Origin of the sequence: Chryseobacterium sp. CH21, from assembly GCF_004119445.1 — a bacterium.
GTDB lineage: Bacteria > Bacteroidota > Bacteroidia > Flavobacteriales > Weeksellaceae > Chryseobacterium.
Genome location: NZ_QICI01000050.1, coordinates 207,783 through 226,464, shown reverse-complemented (window position 1 = coordinate 226,464; position 18,682 = coordinate 207,783). Strand labels below are relative to the sequence as shown.

Annotated in this window: 14 protein-coding genes; 6 read left to right on the top strand and 8 right to left on the bottom strand. The window is 35.2% G+C overall.

Annotated elements, in window-relative coordinates:
- Positions 1–233 precede the first annotated feature (233 nt).
- Positions 234–623, bottom strand: coding sequence for an SRPBCC family protein (locus BOQ62_RS10940; protein WP_129039419.1), 390 nt, complete (start codon positions 621–623; stop codon positions 234–236).
- 519 nt (positions 624–1,142) lie between these two features.
- Here BOQ62_RS10940 and BOQ62_RS10935 point away from each other — a divergent pair.
- Complete coding sequence (locus BOQ62_RS10935; protein ID WP_129039417.1) at positions 1,143–1,760, top strand: NUDIX hydrolase; 618 nt, start codon at positions 1,143–1,145, stop codon at positions 1,758–1,760.
- A gap of 65 nt (positions 1,761–1,825) precedes the next feature.
- On the opposite strand, the gene BOQ62_RS10930 is transcribed toward BOQ62_RS10935, so the two are convergent.
- Both BOQ62_RS10930 and gldJ read right to left on the bottom strand, forming a co-directional pair.
- Entirely contained in the window at positions 1,826–3,097 is a 1,272-nt protein-coding gene (locus BOQ62_RS10930; RefSeq protein ID WP_129039415.1) for a UDP-N-acetylmuramoyl-tripeptide--D-alanyl-D-alanine ligase, read from the bottom strand.
- Positions 3,098–3,248: 151 nt separating this feature from the next.
- Entirely contained in the window at positions 3,249–4,835 is a 1,587-nt protein-coding gene (gldJ, locus tag BOQ62_RS10925) for a gliding motility lipoprotein GldJ (protein WP_228413950.1), read from the bottom strand.
- 178 nt (positions 4,836–5,013) lie between these two features.
- Here gldJ and porU point away from each other — a divergent pair, with 178 nt between their 5' ends.
- On the top strand, positions 5,014–8,814 hold the full coding sequence (gene porU, locus BOQ62_RS10920; RefSeq protein ID WP_228413948.1) for a type IX secretion system sortase PorU: 3,801 nt from the start codon (positions 5,014–5,016) through the stop codon (positions 8,812–8,814).
- A gap of 160 nt (positions 8,815–8,974) precedes the next feature.
- Entirely contained in the window at positions 8,975–10,138 is a 1,164-nt protein-coding gene (gene porV, locus BOQ62_RS10915) for a type IX secretion system outer membrane channel protein PorV (protein WP_062674515.1), read from the top strand.
- Positions 10,139–10,547: 409 nt separating this feature from the next.
- Here porV and blaCHM read toward each other — a convergent pair whose 3' ends face one another.
- Positions 10,548–11,306: a CHM family subclass B1 metallo-beta-lactamase gene (gene blaCHM / locus BOQ62_RS10910; RefSeq protein WP_129039412.1), complete on the bottom strand. Its 759-nt coding sequence runs from the start codon at positions 11,304–11,306 to the stop codon at positions 10,548–10,550.
- 219 nt (positions 11,307–11,525) lie between these two features.
- On the opposite strand from blaCHM, the gene BOQ62_RS10905 reads away from it, so the two are divergent.
- Positions 11,526–13,790: an FUSC family protein gene (locus tag BOQ62_RS10905; RefSeq protein WP_129039410.1), complete on the top strand. Its 2,265-nt coding sequence runs from the start codon at positions 11,526–11,528 to the stop codon at positions 13,788–13,790.
- Here BOQ62_RS10905 and BOQ62_RS10900 read toward each other — a convergent pair.
- From BOQ62_RS10900 to BOQ62_RS10885, 4 genes are all read right to left on the bottom strand, one after another.
- Positions 13,771–14,385, bottom strand: a complete 615-nt coding sequence (locus BOQ62_RS10900; RefSeq protein WP_034699899.1) for a 4'-phosphopantetheinyl transferase family protein — start codon at positions 14,383–14,385, stop codon at positions 13,771–13,773. The genes BOQ62_RS10905 and BOQ62_RS10900 overlap by 20 nt on opposite strands.
- Before the next feature lie 233 nt (positions 14,386–14,618).
- Positions 14,619–15,239, bottom strand: coding sequence for a hypothetical protein (locus BOQ62_RS10895; protein ID WP_129039408.1), 621 nt, complete (start codon positions 15,237–15,239; stop codon positions 14,619–14,621).
- 2 nt (positions 15,240–15,241) lie between these two features.
- A complete protein-coding gene (locus BOQ62_RS10890) occupies positions 15,242–15,574 on the bottom strand; it encodes a PadR family transcriptional regulator (protein WP_129039406.1) in 333 nt (110 codons plus the stop codon).
- A 130-nt stretch (positions 15,575–15,704) separates the two neighbouring features.
- Positions 15,705–16,223, bottom strand: coding sequence for a HugZ family protein (locus BOQ62_RS10885; RefSeq protein ID WP_129039405.1), 519 nt, complete (start codon positions 16,221–16,223; stop codon positions 15,705–15,707).
- Between the two features lie 167 nt (positions 16,224–16,390).
- Between BOQ62_RS10885 and ahcY the strand changes: the two genes are divergently transcribed.
- Both ahcY and BOQ62_RS10875 read left to right on the top strand, forming a co-directional pair.
- Complete coding sequence (gene ahcY, locus BOQ62_RS10880; protein WP_129039403.1) at positions 16,391–17,704, top strand: adenosylhomocysteinase; 1,314 nt, start codon at positions 16,391–16,393, stop codon at positions 17,702–17,704.
- Between the two features lie 103 nt (positions 17,705–17,807).
- Entirely contained in the window at positions 17,808–18,617 is an 810-nt protein-coding gene (locus BOQ62_RS10875) for a hypothetical protein (protein ID WP_129039401.1), read from the top strand.
- Positions 18,618–18,682: the final 65 nt, after the last annotated feature.

The window sequence follows — 18,682 nt, the reverse complement described above, 5'->3', positions numbered from 1 at the left end:
CTTAAAAGTGCTTCGGGAATAAATTCTAAAACATCTTTAAGTGATATTTTGTGATCTTTAAAAACTGACATAAACAATTGATTATCAGCAATAAAGATACAAAAAATGAAATAATAAAACAAATTAAATGGCTGATAATCAATTAATTAAAATAATAATATTGAATATCTAAAAACAAAAAGTCGGAAGAAAAAATCTTCCGACCATGACTACCATTTTGGAGGTCTTCTTTATTATTTATAAGCTTCGATTTTATCGGTAAGCGTATTGATAAAGTTCTGTAATGGTTTTTCTACCATCATTTTGATGAACGGGTTGAATTTCCCTTCGAATAACATCTGAACTTCAGTCTGGTTATCATTGATCGGGTTTAAAGTTGCCGTTAATGAAAAATCCAAACTAGAGCTTGCAGATTTTAAAATAGCTTTGTGATCATCCACTTCGTCAATTTTTAAAGCAATTTCCGGCATTCCCTGTAATCCGAATTTAAATCCGTTGTCTCTGGTTTCAAACTTCTGAAGACCGTCCGGCATAAAATCCTTATAATTTTCAGGGGATTTCAACAGCTTACTAAGTTCTTTAGATGATTTATTGACAATAATCTTTCGTCCTTCTAAATTCATTTCTTATTTTTTATAATTAAATTCTTAACTCTTACAAATGTATAAAGTTTTTGTACATAAATACTTCAAACGGATGCTCAATATTTTATTTACTACATAATTTTCTAATCAGACAATATCAAACATAGAAAACGTTGAAGCAATTTTCCACCCCGAAATCAGATGAAAAGCAGCAAAATATCCGTTTATCAGCATAACAAAATTATAAAAAAATCTACAAAGCCCCCACTAAAAAGCACTTTTAGAATAATATCTTAACCTGTAAATTCATTCAACAAAAGTTTATAAAATATTTCCTGAGAGTTCTTATTCAAAATATGATAAAGAGATCTTCTATAGCCAAATTTCCTTTAGCACTACACGGGTAATACATAAAATAAGCCTGTATTTAATGTCTAGTTTTATGACAATTTTATATATTTGTGAGTGATTGTAGCAAAAAACAGTAAAAAACCCATTTTTTATTGTTTCGAAAAACAACAAATCACTGATAATCAATTCTAAAATATACTATATAAGATGTATAAAGTTTTTGTGAACGAAAAAAAATTATTGGTGTCTAAACATCCTGAAAATCTTGAAAAAGAAATTAGGTATGAAAGCTTCACAACTTTAGAAATAGCACTAGATCTTCTGGAGAATACTTCTGTACAGGAACTTAATGTATATGGAGAGAATCTGGATGAAATCTGGCAGGAATTTCAAAAACTTTTCAGAATTATAGAAGCGGCCGGAGGTCTTGTGAATAAACCTGATGGTAAAATTCTTTTTATCAAAAGACTTGGCAAATGGGATCTTCCCAAGGGAAAAATGGAGAAAGGAGAATCCAGAGAAGAGTCTGCTGTAAGGGAAATAGAAGAAGAAACAGGTCTGAGCGATGTAGAGCTCGTAGGATTCATCAATACTACTTACCACATTTATATTGAAAGAAATGGTGAGAAAATCCTAAAATGCACCCATTGGTTTGAAATGAACTTCGATGGAGAAGACACTTCCAAACCTCAAATAGAAGAAGGCATTACTGAAGTTGCCTGGAAAACAACATCTGAAATTGAAAATGAAGTTTTTCCGAGTACTTTTAAAAATATTAAACTGATTGTAAAAGAATTCTGGGAAATAAAAAAACTAGGATCCTAAAGGCTGGAAGAATGAAGAAAGGAGGCTGGAAGTTATCATTGAAGAACTTCCAGCCTCCTTTTTTATTACACAAAGTCGATCAACTTCTCCAGAGCAATTCCTCTGGATCCTTTCAACAAGATGTTTTCGGACTGAATTTTATTTTGTTTTAAATATTCTGTCAGCTCTGCTGTATTTTCAAAAGCAAGTTCTGAAGGATTAACTGCTTTGAAATGTTTTCCAACCGTAATAATCTCATTGAAATGAAGATCCTGAGCCAGTTTCAGTATGTTTTGATGCTCTTTCTTACTTTCATCACCCAATTCCAGCATATCTCCGATAATAATGGTTTTACTGCCTTCAAAACTGATAAAATTGTTTAACGATGCCGTCATAGAACTTGGGTTGGCATTATACGTATCCAGAACAAGAGTTCTCCCCTCTTTTTTCACCACCTGAGATCTCATATTGGTAGGTGTATACAGTTCCAAAGCATGTTTTATTTTTTCAAAACCGATTCCAAAATGAAGCCCAAGACTTGCAGCCGCACAAAGATTTGTGAAGTTATATTCTCCTGTCAGTTTTGAAACAGCTTTCGCTCCCTGATACGTCAATCCTACAAAATGTTCTTCTGAAAAAGATTCAAAATTGTAGTCTGAGGTATCTTTTCCAAAAGTAATTTTAGGTGAATAGTTTTCAGTTTTTTCTATCTGAATAGGATCATTTTCATTAACAACAATGGTTTTATGATTGTTTTTAAGATAATCATAAAGCTCAGACTTCCCTTTAATCACTCCTTCAAAACCTCCGAAACCTTCTAAGTGAGCCTTTCCAAAATTGGTAATATATCCGAAATCAGGCTGACAGATGGTACACAAAAATTCTATTTCTTTCTGATGATTGGCTCCCATTTCAATCACAGCCATTTCGTGTTCAGGCTTGATAGAAAGGATCGTCAGAGGAACTCCGATATGATTATTAAGGTTCCCGAATGTATACTGAACATTAAACTTTTCCGAGAGAACGGCATGAATCAATTCTTTAGTCGTTGTCTTTCCGTTACTTCCTGTAAGTCCTATAAAAGGAATGTTAAGTTTGCTTCTGTGATAAAGTGACAACTGTTGCAGAAACTCAAGGGTGGATGGAACATAGAAGATATTTTTATCTCTGTTTTCAAATTCCTGGAGTTCAACAATCACTGCCAAAGCACCATCATCAATGGCTTTTTCCGCTAAAGTAGCTGCATTGAAATTTTCACCGGAAAAAGCAAAGAAAATATCATTCTTTGCTATTTTTCTGCTATCAATGGTCACTTTCTCGGACTGCAGAAATAAGGGATAAAACTGTTCTATATTCATTTGGAAATATATATTTTTTTAGAAATCACATGCAATCGCCCAATGTATAAGAGTGTTTTTGATTTTTTTTAGACCAAGCGATTTCATGAGTCAAAAATAAAAAACCTTCCGAAAGTTCGGAAGGTTTTTTATAAGTATTTTTTGATAAATATTATCTTCTAGTTCTACTCTTATCGCTAGTTCTGGCATCCTGTGCAACACGGAATCCTACCCAACCATAAGCTCTGTTTTGATTTTTATATCTTCTTTGTCCCGGATCCAGCCAATATGCTGTATCCTGCCAAGAACCACCTTTTACTACTCTCACCTCGTTAGAGATTCCTGAAGTTCTATCTTTAGTATCTTTCTGCAATTTCACTCTACCCGTTCCATCTACAACAAAGCTTGTTTTAGGAGCGTTATACATATCGAATCCAGCAGCAGAATCAGAAGCTCTGTAATATTCTAAAGAAGATTGTCTGTCACCGTCTCTATAGTTTCTATAGTCAGCAATAGTCTGTCTTTCGAATTGTCCAGGAAGTCCTCTGTAAACTAATCTTCCATCAGCTAAAGTATCATATTTGATAGTACCTTCGTCGATCATTTTATAAGTACCGTCTCCGTTTCTTACGATCGCCTGAGGCATATTTCCTCTATAATAGTTGAAATCGTTGTAATCTTCGTCAATGATTGGTCTGTAAACATCGGCAGTCCATTCTGAAACGTTACCGTACATACCATAAACACCAAGATCATTAGATGGATATTGTCTTACATCAGAAGTTTGAGCTGATCCGTCATTCTTCCATCCAGCGATACCAGAATAGTCACCTTTACCCATTTTGAAGTTTTCAAGGAACATTCCTCTATCTCTTCCTTTAGTACCTCTTAATCTTTCGATTTCAGGTTTTTTACCTAAGTATTGGTTGTATTCTCTGGTTTTCGCCATTCCAAGAGCAGCATATTCCCATTCTACTTCTGTAGGAAGTCTGAACTTCTGTACCATTGCAGAATTTGGAGCTCTGTTAGCTGCAAGCAATCTCTGGTTTGTAGTTTTCATACCAGTTTTTTGCTGCATTCTTTTCTCATTAATATATCCTTGCATTTCAGGATCATTCGATTTGAATTTATCCATGTTGAATGCAGTACCTCCCTGGTTGTTGGATTCATTGATATACAAATCTTTAGCAATAATACCAGCCTGCATCAAAGCTTTTTCATTCGCTCTGTCTGACAGCCATTCACAGTATCTGTTTGCCTGAGTCCAGGAAACCCCTACAACCGGATAGTAATCGAATTCCGGAGAACGCAAATACGTTTCGTTATAATCGTTTCTTGCTAATTTGTTGTCCCATAATAAGGTATCCGGCAAAGCACCGTTATAGATTTCCTTAAAACTAGGATCACTTGGTGGAAATACATACTTCAACCATGTAAGGTATTCACGGTATTCGTAGTTAGTAATTTCTGTTTCTCCGATAAAGAATGAACTTACCTGCATTCTGCGAGGTGTGTTATTCCAATCGTGCATAACATCATCTTTCACTAATCCCATTGTAAAAGTTCCACCTTCTACATATACCATTCCAGGCCACCCCTTCTGCTTTTGTTGCTTTCCTGCAAAAAACCAACCTTGTTTTTCGTTTGGTTTCCAACCCGTTTTACTGACAAATTTTTTGGTACCGCCACCTTTGCTGGTTCCTGATCCGCCACAGCTGGTTAATGCAAGTGTAGAACTTAATGCTATTAATGAAAACAACTTTAGTTTTTCATAGTCGATATAAATATTTTCAAAGTACAAAGAAAAAATAAATTATTCAATAAATCAAGTAAACATTTGATTTTTTTGAAAAACGTTAACAAATTAATTTTATTGTATCACAATTTAATTCTAAAATTTTCATTTATTTTGTAATTTAGCAATTTCAATAGTAAACATGAGACGAAAAATTACGCTTTTATCTTTAATCGCTTTTGCATCAACACTTTACGCCCAAAGAAACACCATTGAATGGAATGGTTCTAAAATCCAGGATTTTGGTGACACAAAATTAAATCTTCCTAATTTTAAAAATGAGGGTTTTTCTTTCAGCCAAAATAATGTTTTTATAGTAACCAAGCAAAAAATCGGAGAAAAGCAACTTAAAATTTCAGATCTTGTCTGGGAGAGCGTTTCCAATCAGGATTTATTTGAACTGGACAAAGGCAGACTTCCGGATTATGACGTGGCAGATGTTTCCTATTATAATTTAGATGGTGATACCTATGCCAGCATTAGTATTGCTTTATTTAAAAATGTAAAAGGCCGTGTTCAGAGATTATCTTCATTTAATGTTACAGAAGCGGCTTCCTTTGTAAATACGACAGGAACTGTTAATAAGATAGGAACTACCACCAATCCTTTATCAAGTGGAAATTTCTACAAAATAAAAGTAGATAAGTCTGGTATATTCAAAATCACATCACAGTTTTTAAAAGATAACGGAATCAATCCGGGTTCTGTAAATCCCAAAAATTTCAGAATCTATGGAAACGGAGGTGTAATGCTTCCTGAATTTAATCAGGATGGGAGATATGGTGCTTTACAGGAAAATTCTATTCAGGTAGTAGGTGAAGATGATGGGGTATGGAATGACAATGACTATGCTCTTTTTTATGCTCAGGGGCCGGATGGATACAATCTTTATGACAGTTCCAACGGAAACGGTTTTAAAAGAAAGGACACCCGATTCAGCGAAAGAAGCAATAATGTCAAAAATATCTATGAAGATTTCTCATATTATTATATCAACTTTGATAAAGGGGCCGGAAAAAGAGTTCCAACAGTTGACGGAAATCTTCCTGCCCAGCTGATTACAAGATATGACAACTATCAGGTGATCAACAAAGATCAGAAAAACCTGTTGAAAGTAGGCCGAACATGGGTAGAGGATGCTCCTTTCACCAATGAAAAAACAATAACTCTTACCACCAATTCACCAATCCAGGCGAATGATGTAGTACGATACAGAACACAGGTAGTAGCTTATAAAGCACAACAAAATACCATTGATTTTAAGATCAATAATTTAACTCCAAATCCACAGCAGATTGTTCCTACTGATACATCAACCTATCAGTATAACTTCTACCCGGTAACCTTTACCGGTACCCTTACCAATCTTACAGGGAATCAAATTACAATGGTTCTGAATCCTGATATCTCTAAAAATCCTAACGGAACATTCTATTTTGATTACGTAGAAGCTCAGTACAAAGAAAATCTTGCTTTCAATGGTTCACAGATGAACTTCAGGGATTATTCTATTGTAAGCGGTAGTAATACAGACTATGGATTCAGTATCAGTAATGCAGCTAATATAGAACAGGTATGGGATGTAACAGATATTACCAATGCAAACAAAAGAGTGAATAAAGCCGGAGCAGGCTCATTCAACTTTGCTTATACAGCTGCAGATCCAAACTTCAATAATGAATTTGTAGCCTTCCGTGCAGATGCTGCTTACTCGCCGCAGTTTGTAGGAAGAATTTCCAATCAGAATCTGTCTGCAATACAAAATGTCGATTATCTGATCCTTACCGTACCTGAAATGATGGGTCAGGCACAGAGAATCGCCAACTATCATCAGACCAATCATAACTATAAGGTAGAGATTGTAGACATTAATAAGATCTATGAAGAATATGGCAGCGGAAGTAAAGATCTTACTGCAATAAGAGATTTCGTCAGCAAGCTTAATACTCCTCTTGGGAGACTTCAGTATGTATTTATTCTAGGAGATACTTCATTTGATTATAAGAACAGAGTTCCGAATAATTCAAATGTTGTTTCCAGCTACCAGAGTGAGCAGTCCTCAGATTATGTATCATCATTTGTAACGGATGACTATATTGTAATGACGAAGCCACAAACAACGTTATTAATTGAAAACAATCTACCGGATCTGCCAGTGGGAAGAATCCCTGCTGCCAATGTAAGTGAAGCCGGAGATATGATCAATAAAACACTGGCTTATTACAATTCTCTTCAGGGACAATCGAGCCCATTTGGAGACTGGCGTATGAGACTTGACTTCGTAGTGGATGACAATAATGAAGGAGGAAGCCCGTTCCACAATGTAATGAATACATCTCTGGTTAATATATTTGAACAACCAGGTCAGACTGAACTGAAAGAATACAACGTTAAAAAATTATACATGGACGCCTTTACCGCTCAGAGTACATCTGGGGGACGAAGATATCCACAAGTGAATCAGGCTATTTCCAATGCGATTGGAAACAGTTTATATTTATTCTATTTCGGGCATGGAGGAATCAATGGCTGGGCACAGGAAAGGGTATTGACAAGCACTGAGGTTCAGAATGCCAATAACTTCTCCAATGTATACAGCAGATTTCCTTTTGTTTCTACCATTACATGTGAATTCACATTATGGGACGAACCTTCAACCAACTCTGTGGGAGAACAGTTTATCAAAATGAAACAGGGAGGTGCATCAACAATGATTACTTCCAGCCGTGCCATTGGTGTAGATTATGGACGTGATTTTACCAATACACTGACCCAAAATATATTTAAGTTAACCAGCGACGACTTTAACTCATTAGGAAATGCTCATTTAATTGCAAAAAAACAAAAGGGTCCGAATAATAACCATTTAAAGGTTAATTTCCTGGGGGATCCTGCTATGAAACTGAGCAGACCACAGAGACTTCTTACTATTGATAATATTGAAACTCCGGTTCCGGGACTGATCAGAGGTTTGGATTTTGTGAAAATAAAAGGACATATTAATAATCCGAACGGAACATTGAACAATACTTTCAACGGAAGAGTAAGCATCAACATTTTTGATAAGAGATTAAATAAAAAAACATTAAATAACAGTGGTGCATTATCTCCTGTATTAGACTATACCGAAGAAGGAAGTGCTATTGTAAAAGCTGCCGGAACTGCTGTAAATGGAGTATTTACTGCTGAGTTCTATGTTCCTAAAGATATCAATTATGCCGTAGGGCAGGGAAGAATTTTAGCATACGCAGACAACAAGGCAACTGATGTTTTCAATAATCAGGCTGTACAGGTGGGTGATATCAATCCTAACGGAATTAATGATAATCAGCCTCCAAAAGTAAAACTGTATATGAATAACACCAACTTTGCAGACGGTGGAATTACCAACCAGAATCCGATGCTTCTTGCCTGTCTTACAGATGACACAGGAATCAACTCCACAGGATCCGGGGTAGGTCATGATATTACGGTATATCTGGACGGGCAGATTATCAACACTGTTGTATTGAATGACTATTATGCCCCAGGAGAAGGAAACGGATGTTTAAACCCTAGTCTTGCTGAATTCCAGAAAGGGAATGTAACCTATCCTTTCCGAAATCTTGCAGTAGGTCAGCATCAATTATCATTTAAAGTTTGGGACATAAACAATAATTCTACATCTGCTACGTTAAACTTTGAAGTTAAAGATGAGTCTGACCAACACCTGACGATCAACCGTCCGTTGAACTGGCCAAATCCATTTACAAATAAAACTTATATTCAGTTTGAACACAATTGTGATGATATTCTGGATGTGAACGTACAAATTTATACAATTACCGGAAGATTGGTAAGAACTTTATCACAACCGGTGGTAGCAGAACCGTTCCTACAGGGCTTTAGAACCCCACGTCAGGCAATAGAATGGGACGGAAGAGATGATTTGGTGCTACAGTAGCAAAAGGTACGTATATTTTTAAGATATTTGCAAAAAGTCAAAATCAAGAAAAATGCAAAGGAAGTGCTACAGCTGTAGAAAAAATGGTACTTTTGAAATAATTAAATAATACATAGACAATAATATTAATAAAAAACTGATAATATATAAAAGACAACATATGAATTTAACTACTAAACTGCTTTTAGGATTTGGTTTGAGTGCTGGTTTTTTAGGCTATTCGCAAGATTTAGGTAAAGTAAACCCAGTTCTTACCGGAGCTCCTTTCCTAAGAATTGCACCTGACGCGAGATCGGGAGGTATGGGAGATCAAGGGGTGGTAACCTCTCCGGATGCATTTTCACAATTCTGGAATGCGGCTAAATATCCTTTCAGCAGAACAAGTTCTTCCGTAGGTCTTAACTATACGCCTTATATGGGAAAACTTACCAATGATGTATTCTTATTATATGCTTCGTTCCATAAGTTCCTGGGGCAGGAAGAAAGATCCACAATCTCTGCAAGTATCTATTATTTCAACATGGGACAGGTAGACCTGACTCAGCTGGTAGGTACAGAAATTGCATCAATGGGTACATCAAAACCAAACGAATTCTCCATTGACGTTGCTTACGCCTTGAAGCTTTCTGACTCTTTCTCTGGTGCCGTTACCGGTAGATTTATCCGTTCAGACTTAGCCGGAGGATTCAACACAGATACTACACTTAAGGCTGCGAACAGTTTTGCAGTAGACGTTTCAGGATACTATACCTCTCCAAGGTTCTCAAGTATCGGAGGATATGATGGTAAGATTAATGCCGGTTTGGCTATTCAGAACTTAGGTCCGAAACTGGATTATACAGGAAATGAAGAATCAAGATCTTATCTTCCGACTATGGCAAGATTAGGGGTTGGATATGACATGTACCTGGATGACATGAACAGAGTAGGAATTTCTGTAGAAGGTTCAAAACTTTTGGTTCCAGGATCTGAATATGCAGGTATAGACCCAAATACAAGACAGCCAATTTATCAGATCCCAAATGTAGGACCAATGGCTGGTATCGGAAAATCTTTCAAAAATAAAAACAGTATCATGTATAGTGGTGCTTTAGAATATTCATATGACAATGCTTTTTCAGTAAGAGGAGGTTACTTCCATGAAAGTGAAGAGCAGGGAGCAAGACAGTTTGCTACAGCAGGGGTTGGATTAAGATACCGTTCTTTCGGACTGGATCTTTCTTACCTGATCAATATGTCTAAAATCAACAGTGCATTGGATAACACCCTTCGTTTCGGTCTTACCTGGAACATTGGAGAAGAAACATCCAACAACGATCGTTAAAAAAAAGCAACAGCTATATAAAAAAGCCTCATCTCGTATGAGGCTTTTTTGTGAATGGTCAATGGTCAATTCGCTTCGCTTGTCAATTTTGTGACCTCGAAAAAAATTCACCATTCACTTTGCGAAGCAAAAAATTCACTATTGACTTATGAATCGTCAATTCGCTGCGCTTGCCAATTTCTAAAACATCGCAAAAATTCACCATTCACTTTGCGAAGCAAAATTCACTATTGACTTATGAATCGTCAATCCGCTTCGCTTGCCAATTTTTGAAACCTCGAAAAAATTCACCATTCACTTTACAAAGCAAAAATTCACTATTGACTTATGAATCGTCAATTCGCTGCGCTTGTCAATTTTTGAAACCTCGAAAAAAATTCACCATTCACTTTGCGAAGCAAAAAATTCACTATTGACCTTTAAATAAATTAATGATATAGTCAAGAAGTTTTCCATCGCCATACTCTCCATGTCCGGGAACTACAATTTTCACATCCGGATATTCTTTTTTTACTTTCTCAACAGTATTGGACCAGACAGAAACATTAGCATCTCCCAAATACCCTTTGCTAGCTTCAAGCTCTTTAAGCAAACAACCACCGAACAGAATATTTTCGCTTGGAAAATATCCCACTGTATTATCTTTTGTATGTCCTTCTCCGAAAAACTTCGCAGTGACGTCTTTATTTCCAACTTGTAAAACGACAGAATCTTTAAAACTGTTTTCCGGAACAACAAAATTATTTTCTTTAGCTAATTCAGCTGTTCTTATATATGAATAAGATGGAATATTATGTTGATGAAAAGCCATCAATCCACCCAAACTATCATCATGAAAATGAGTAGGAATAACGGCATTGATTTTTGCATGAAGTTTTTTATTGATAAACTCTATCAACTCTTCTGAACTTTTGTCATTGGTAGGTGTATCAAAAACAATCGTTTCATTATTATCTTTTACAATTAATCCATTACACGGTACATTTCCGAAATCATTCGTCTGTTTAAAGGAAGTATGAATAAAAGAATTTTCCGAAATCTGAGTAATAATAAGATCCTTGGATTTATAAATTTCTTTTGCTTTAAATTGATCCTTATTCTGCGAACTGCAGCTCAACATTAAAATAGAAGATAAAAAGATAAATATATTTTTAATAATAATTTTCATGAGCGAATTTTTTAAGAATTGATATAAGCTAAGGTAGCGATTCGTAGAACATATTTACCAGCAAAAATGTTAAAACAGAATAACCTTTCGTCGATCTGCTTTAACAGAGAATTTATTTTAAACAGCGCAACTGCCCGCTTTACAAGAAATATAATATTAAGTTTACAAAAGTCTCTTTTTTATGGCGATTTTCTTAAATTCAATAGCTATTTTTGTAATATGAACTATTCGGCGGAACTAAAAAAATTTGTAACCAGTCAGTATGTATATTCTGCCATCAGAATTACATTAGCTACTGTTCTGCCTTGTTTAGTTCTCGCTCATTTTGGGATTTTGAAAGAATATTTTCTTTTTCCACTGGGAACCAGCTTTGTAGCACTTACAGATCAACCCGGTCCTTTTATCAGAAGAAGAAATGCCCTTACTTTTGCTATCTGCTGTTTTGTATTTGTAGCCCTCATTGCAAGTCTTGTCATGAATTTCAAAATATTGGTTCTTACGGAGATCATTGTCTTTGGAATGTTTTTCTCTCTGATTGGTGTTTATGGTCAGAGACTAGCAGCTGTGGGTTCACTATCGCTTGTTGTACTCGCCATCTTTATTGATGGTCATCTTACGGGAAGCAATATATTTAAAAGTTTGTTGATCTTTGCTTCCGGCTGTATATGGTTTCTTCTCATATTCCTTATTGTAACGACTATCCGTCCGTATAAACTGGCAAGCCAGATGATTGGAGAAAATTATCTTCAGCTGGCTGAGTTTTTAAAGATCAAAGCCAATTACTACCAGAAGAATCCGGATTTTGATAAACTGACCACTCAGGTTATTGCAAAACAGATTGGAATAAAAAATCTGCAGGAAGATACCAGAGAAACCGTTTTCAAAACCAGAACCATCGTCAATGAATCTACAACAACCAGCCGTTTGTTGATGCTGATGTTCCTTAATTCAATGGACCTCCATGAAAAGCTGATGACTTCTGAAAGTGATTATCAAAAGTTACAGCAAAGCTTTGAAGACAGCATGATCCTGGTCAATATCCATGATTATCTCAATCTTTTGGCAGAAGAGATTACCAATATCGGTATCGCCCTTCAAAGTGGTACCCGGGCAAAGCCTATGGCCGATCTGGATGTAGAATTAAAGAACTTAAATTACAATTATTTCGAGCTTAGAAACAAACAGCTTTCTCCGGACAATCTGGAAAATTTCATGATCCTGCGCCAGATCCTGATGCGCATCTATGAAATCACCAAAGAAATCAATGAGATTTATAAAGTATTTTCCCAAAACATCAAACTGGCAAAGAGTTTATCTACTGGACTAGACTTGAAAAAATTTATGCCTAATGAGCCTAAACTTAATGCTAAGGTTTTAAGGAATAATATTTCATTATCCTCTTCCCATTTTCGTCATGCTATAAGAATTACAACGGCTTTGCTTTTGGGATATGTTTTCTCTATGTTTGATTTTCTGGGACTGGGGCACACGTATTGGATCTTAATTACCATTACAGCCATCTTAAAACCGGCCTATTCCATCACTAAGCAGAGAAACCTTCTCCGTCTCTATGGAACCATTGCAGGGGCAAGTATTGCTTATGCCATTCTGTATTTTGTACACATCAACGGGATTTTATTTGCTATTCTGCTGATCAGTATGATTATGTGTTTTAGTTTCCTGAAAGGACGGTATTTCTGGGCGGTATTATTCATGACGATTTATGTTTTCCTGAGCTTTAATTTTTTAAATCCTGGGAAAGTCAATATCATTTTTAAAGACAGAATTTTTGATACTGCTATTGCAGGAATCATTGCTTTTGCTGTATCTTATATTGTATTACCTGTTTGGGAACATACCCAAAATCTGGATCTGATGAAAAAGTCTGCTGCAGACAACCTCATCTATTTCCAAAGTGTAATTTCTAAATTCTTACAGGGAAATTTTGATCTTGAAGAGTATAAAGTAAAGCGAAAAAATGCGATCATTTCTTTAGCCAACCTCTCTGATAATTTTCAGAGAATGATTTCTGATCCTAAAAATCAGCAGAAAAAACTGGAAGTTGTACACCAATTTGTAGCAACATCACATCTGATCACAGCATATACTGCTTCCCTATCCCAATATTCCAAGAGTAATGAGCAATACCCGGAGATAGATGCTGAAAGCTGGAGCAGAAAAATTGAAGCAGAAATGCAGCAAACCTCTACCCTTCTTAATGGCAATGACATCAATGAAACCTTGAAAATGGAAAGCCGCCTTGAACCGGAAGACTCTTCCATTGAAGATATGCTTCTGAAAAGAAAAACCGAAATTGAGGAAAACGAGATTGTAGACAGAAGAGATCCTGATAAAATTTCCCACTTAACAGAACTTAAAAATATCCACGATATTCTGGAGCTGATCTATGATGTAGCCAAAGAACAGAGAAAAGTGATCGAAAAATACAGAAACGAAACAGATCCTACTCCTCCACAATCGTAAAGCAGTAGTCATCGAAAAATTCTACTCTGGCTTTGAATTCATCGGAGAATTCATCATCATATACTCGGCAGCTAATTTTATGAAGATGTTTCAGCTCAAAAGGCTTTACTTCATAATTCTTCTTTAAGGACCAGTATTTAGAATGATGAATTTTATACATGCTTTCCTTTACACTCCATATAATTGTATAAAAAGTATCGGCTTTATCTTCTGGAATAAATCCGCGCTCATTTTCATACGTGAATTTATCAATGACTCTTAAAATCTTAGGATTGAACTTTTCTACGTCAATCCCTATTTTATTTTTAGAAATGGCAATGGCAGCAAATGGAAAAGAATGTGTAATGGAAATTTCTGCATCGTTGGGTGAAAGAAAAGGTTCTCTTTCTTTATATAAAATTTTAGAATTGGGCTTTAATCCTTTCAGAAGCTTACGAACCATCAGAACTTCCAATAATTTTTTAGGATGATAATCTTTTACCTTCTCAGCATTTTCCGGTTCCAGAAGTTGGTTGATATCAAGTTCTTCACTTTCATCGTATTTCCAAACCAGGATCGTGGCATTATCATCTGAAAAATCTCTGTAAAGGGGCATTCTTTTTTTATTCGATAAAAATAGTGAAAAGATGTGGAAGATGGAAGTCTAAAGATATAATCCTAGTCTTACCAAAAAGCTTTTACTTTAGAAAACACAAAATAGTGCTTAAAACTATGTCTAAGAGATTTTTTAATTATTCTTTGATTGACCGGAATTAAGCACTTTTTATTTCATCTCATGTAACACAACTTTTTTGGAAGAATAATACGTCTTTTTAAGATTTTTTTATTTTAAACAAGTACAACATTTCTATTTACATTCATTGATCTTTTTAGTTTTAGTAAAAGAGTTATCAAAAAATAAAATAGGATTCCAAGCAATATTGTAACCGGAATAAACCAATTTCCAAGAACTTCAAAATTCTGCAATTTTTCATTTTCAACAAATCCTCCGTATTGAAAGATTTCTCCTTTTTGGTAGTAAAAACCAAAGTTGTTTGGAAACAATATTTTTCCAAAGACCAGAACTACAAATGAAAAAAGAAATAAATACAAAATGAAAAATACAAAGTACATTATTCCATATGAAAAGTTTAAAACTAGCGCTTGAAAAATATGAATGGGATTAAAAGTTTTGGTTGCTTGATTCAGTTTTTTATCTGCTATTAAAGGTTTTAAAACTTCATTTGGAATTCCAATCTTATCAAGGGTATCAATTAAGTCTTTTACTTCATTATTGCTTTCATCACTCTTTTTAGACATACTCTCATAAATATGACTATTTAATTCCATCAGAATATCATGATGATCTTCTCTACTAAGTTTTTTTGTTGCTGATTGTATTTGCTTTAAATAATTCTCATAGATGTTTTGAGCTTCAGCATTTTTGAATTGTAATTTTTCGAATTTCATTTTTATGTTAATTTATTAAGTACTTTGTGCAAATCTGCCCATTGAGTTTTCATTTCTTCAAGGGTTTGTTTTCCAATTTCAGTTAAGAAGTAATACTTTCTTGGAATTCCGGTTTCCTGCTCAACCCATTTAGACTCTAAAAGATTGTCAGTTTTTAATCTATTCATTAATGGATAAAGTGTTCCTTCTGCAATTTCAATATTGGTTAATGTCTTTATTTTTTCAATTAGTTCATAACCATAAACTTCATTTTCTTTTAACACAAGAAGAACAACAAATGATAAAGTTCCTTTTTTGACTTGTGATTTCCATTTTTCAATAAACTCTTTGTTCATATTGCAAATATAAACAAAATACATAGTATAACAAAGTACTTAGTTAAATTAAATTTTAAAATTAAAATTCAGTGATTAAGATGATGCTAATTTGTCTAAAATACGATATACATTTGAGATTATTTCCCAATTATTTAGACTGATGATTCACATCATTTCTATGTTCTACAATTTCCAGATTAGCATCCACGAAATAAGCGCTTCCGAATCCGTTTACATAAGATCCTTTTACAGGCTGCAGTGCAATTAAAATAAAGTCTCCCATTCCGGAAATTACATCCACTACTTTTCCGTGAGCTTCTTTAAGTTGGGCAACTACTGTATTCCATACCTCAGAATCTCTTTCAATTTGAGAAGGAGTTGCTTCAAGCGTTAAACGTTCACGGGCATAGATTTGTTTGGTAGCTGATTCATCTTCAATAAACATGATGGATGTTTGTCTTCCCTCTGCAAGATTTTTAGTATGCTTTGCCATGAAAGACACCAGAATATAAAAAGTATTGTCTACCTGCACGAAAGGTGCATAACTTGGATTAGGAAATCCATTGGCATCTACGGTAGCCAGGATCAAACTTTTTGAAGCGTTGATCAATTCCTGTACTTTTGGAGCAATGGGTTTAGCAGTCTTTTCTGTATGAGTATGATTCATAATATATTTTTTTACGAGTTAAAATTAATTATTTATATTAAGACTAAATAATATTAATTCATGTTTAATCTCATAAAAGTGAACTTGATATGCCGTTTTTATATCTTAATTATTAATCGTAATTTTGCCTTTCGTTATCAATTGAATTTAAAAACTATTCATTACATATGAGTACTACAACACAATACGTTCCTTATAAAGTTAAGGATATTTCCCTTGCAGAATGGGGTAGAAAAGAAATTACTCTTGCAGAAGCAGAAATGCCAGGTTTGATGTCTATCCGTGAAGAATACGGACCATCTCAGCCACTGAAAGGAGCAAGAATCGCAGGATGTCTTCACATGACGATCCAAACGGCTGTGCTTATCGAGACTTTGGTAGCTTTAGGAGCTGAAGTTACCTGGTCATCTTGTAATATTTTCTCTACACAGGACCACGCTGCTGCAGCTATTGCTGCTGCAGGAATTCCGGTTTATGCTTGGAAAGGTTTAAATGAAGAGGAGTTTGACTGGTGTATTGAGCAGACTTTATTCTTTGGTGAAGACAGAAAGCCATTAAACATGATTTTGGATGATGGTGGAGATTTGACCAACATGGTTTTCGACAAATACCCTGAATTCACAAAAGATATCAAAGGGCTTTCTGAAGAAACTACTACAGGGGTACACAGACTATACGAAAGAATGAAGAACGGAACTTTAGTAATGCCTGCAATCAACGTAAATGATTCAGTTACTAAATCTAAGTTCGACAACAAATACGGATGTAAAGAATCTGCTGTAGATGCAGTAAGAAGAGCTACAGACGTAATGTTAGCGGGTAAAAGAGTGGTAGTTTGCGGATACGGAGACGTAGGTAAAGGTACTGCTGCTTCATTCAGAGGAGCCGGTTCTATCGTTACTGTTACGGAAATTGACCCAATCTGTGCACTTCAGGCTGCTATGGACGGTTATGAAGTAAAAAGATTAGATACTGTGGTAGACAATGCTGATATCATCATTACTACAACAGGTAACTTCAATATTGTAAGGGGAGAGCACTTCCTTAAAATGAAAGACAAAGCTATTGTTTGTAACATTGGTCACTTCGATAATGAAATCGATATGGCTTGGTTAAATAAAAACTATGGTCAGACTAAATCTGAAGTGAAGCCTCAGGTAGATATCTACACTATTGAAGGAAAAGAAGTAATCATTCTTGCAGAAGGTAGATTGGTAAACTTAGGATGTGCTACAGGTCACCCAAGTTTCGTAATGTCTAACTCTTTCTCTAACCAGACGTTGGCTCAGATCGAATTATGGAACAACTCTGCTGCTTACGGAAACGAAGTATACATGCTTCCTAAGCACTTAGATGAGAAAGTAGCGGCTTTACACCTTAAGAAATTAAGCGTTGAGCTTGAAACTCTTTCTCCTGAGCAGGCTGAATATATCGGAGTAGAGGTAAAAGGGCCATTCAAGCCTGAATACTACAGATACTAAGATTCAAATAAAACATGATAAAATCCCACTATTTCTAAGATAGTGGGATTTTTTATGAAGAGCTATAAAGCAATTCCTTATTTTTGTCCGCTAAAATAATAACATGAAAAAATTCTTATTGGTAGGGCTAATGAGCAGCACTGTATTCTTCAACAGCTGCAGCAGCAATGATGATAATGATGAGACGAATAATTCTTCCGAGCAGCCTCAGCTATTACTGAGTAAAGTGACCACTGTTTATTATGACGATCCTTCTCATCCTCAAACAACTGTTTCAACAATGAGTTATAACACTCAGAAACAATTAATCAAAACTATTTCAGAAGGAAGAACATCAACTTTCGAATATGATAATGCCGGAAAGCCTGTAAAAACGATTTACTACAAACCAGATGGTACAGTAGATTATTATTCTACGTACACTTATAATGGAGATCAACTGGTCAACGTTAAAGCAATCTACACGAATTCAAATTACAACAGAACGGTTACCTTTAATTATAATACAAACGGGCAGGTGACCTCTTCTACCCTTTGCCAGACTCCGGACTGCTCAAATCCAGGTACTGATACGTACACCTATAATGGACATAATATTTCATCTGAAACATCAACATTTGGTGAGGCTATAACTTATAGTAATAAAAGTGATTTTACTTATGACGATAAACTCAACCCTTATACCAATCTCAATAAGTATCTGAAAATTATGATGGGAAGAGCCTATATTGTAAGTAAAAACAATTATCTCGTAGAGAAAATAAGCTTTAAAAATAACGGAGTATGGCAGCAAAGCCAAACTGTAAGCTATACTATACAATACAACACTTCCGGATTACCAGTTCAGGCTGTTGGAAAAGAAGCTGATGGAAGTCTTTCCGTTCAGTATAATTACGAATATATTACTCAATAGAAATAAGCTCTCCTTTTTGGGGAGTTTTTTGTGTGAGGTGAGATTCGGGTGTGGGATGCGCAGTG

Coding starts and splice junctions, on each gene's coding strand:
- BOQ62_RS10940 (WP_129039419.1), bottom strand. CDS start 623: ATGAATTTAGAAGGACGAAAGATTATTGTCAATAAATCATCTAAAGAA.
- porV (WP_062674515.1), top strand. CDS start 8,975: ATGAATTTAACTACTAAACTGCTTTTAGGATTTGGTTTGAGTGCTGGT.
- BOQ62_RS10900 (WP_034699899.1), bottom strand. CDS start 14,385: ATGCCCCTTTACAGAGATTTTTCAGATGATAATGCCACGATCCTGGTT.
- BOQ62_RS10875 (WP_129039401.1), top strand. CDS start 17,808: ATGAAAAAATTCTTATTGGTAGGGCTAATGAGCAGCACTGTATTCTTC.
- ahcY (WP_129039403.1), top strand. CDS start 16,391: ATGAGTACTACAACACAATACGTTCCTTATAAAGTTAAGGATATTTCC.
- BOQ62_RS10885 (WP_129039405.1), bottom strand. CDS start 16,223: ATGAATCATACTCATACAGAAAAGACTGCTAAACCCATTGCTCCAAAA.
- BOQ62_RS10890 (WP_129039406.1), bottom strand. CDS start 15,574: ATGAACAAAGAGTTTATTGAAAAATGGAAATCACAAGTCAAAAAAGGA.
- blaCHM (WP_129039412.1), bottom strand. CDS start 11,306: ATGAAAATTATTATTAAAAATATATTTATCTTTTTATCTTCTATTTTA.
- BOQ62_RS10895 (WP_129039408.1), bottom strand. CDS start 15,239: ATGAAATTCGAAAAATTACAATTCAAAAATGCTGAAGCTCAAAACATC.
- BOQ62_RS10930 (WP_129039415.1), bottom strand. CDS start 3,097: ATGAATATAGAACAGTTTTATCCCTTATTTCTGCAGTCCGAGAAAGTG.
- BOQ62_RS10905 (WP_129039410.1), top strand. CDS start 11,526: ATGAACTATTCGGCGGAACTAAAAAAATTTGTAACCAGTCAGTATGTA.
- porU (WP_228413948.1), top strand. CDS start 5,014: ATGAGACGAAAAATTACGCTTTTATCTTTAATCGCTTTTGCATCAACA.
- BOQ62_RS10935 (WP_129039417.1), top strand. CDS start 1,143: ATGTATAAAGTTTTTGTGAACGAAAAAAAATTATTGGTGTCTAAACAT.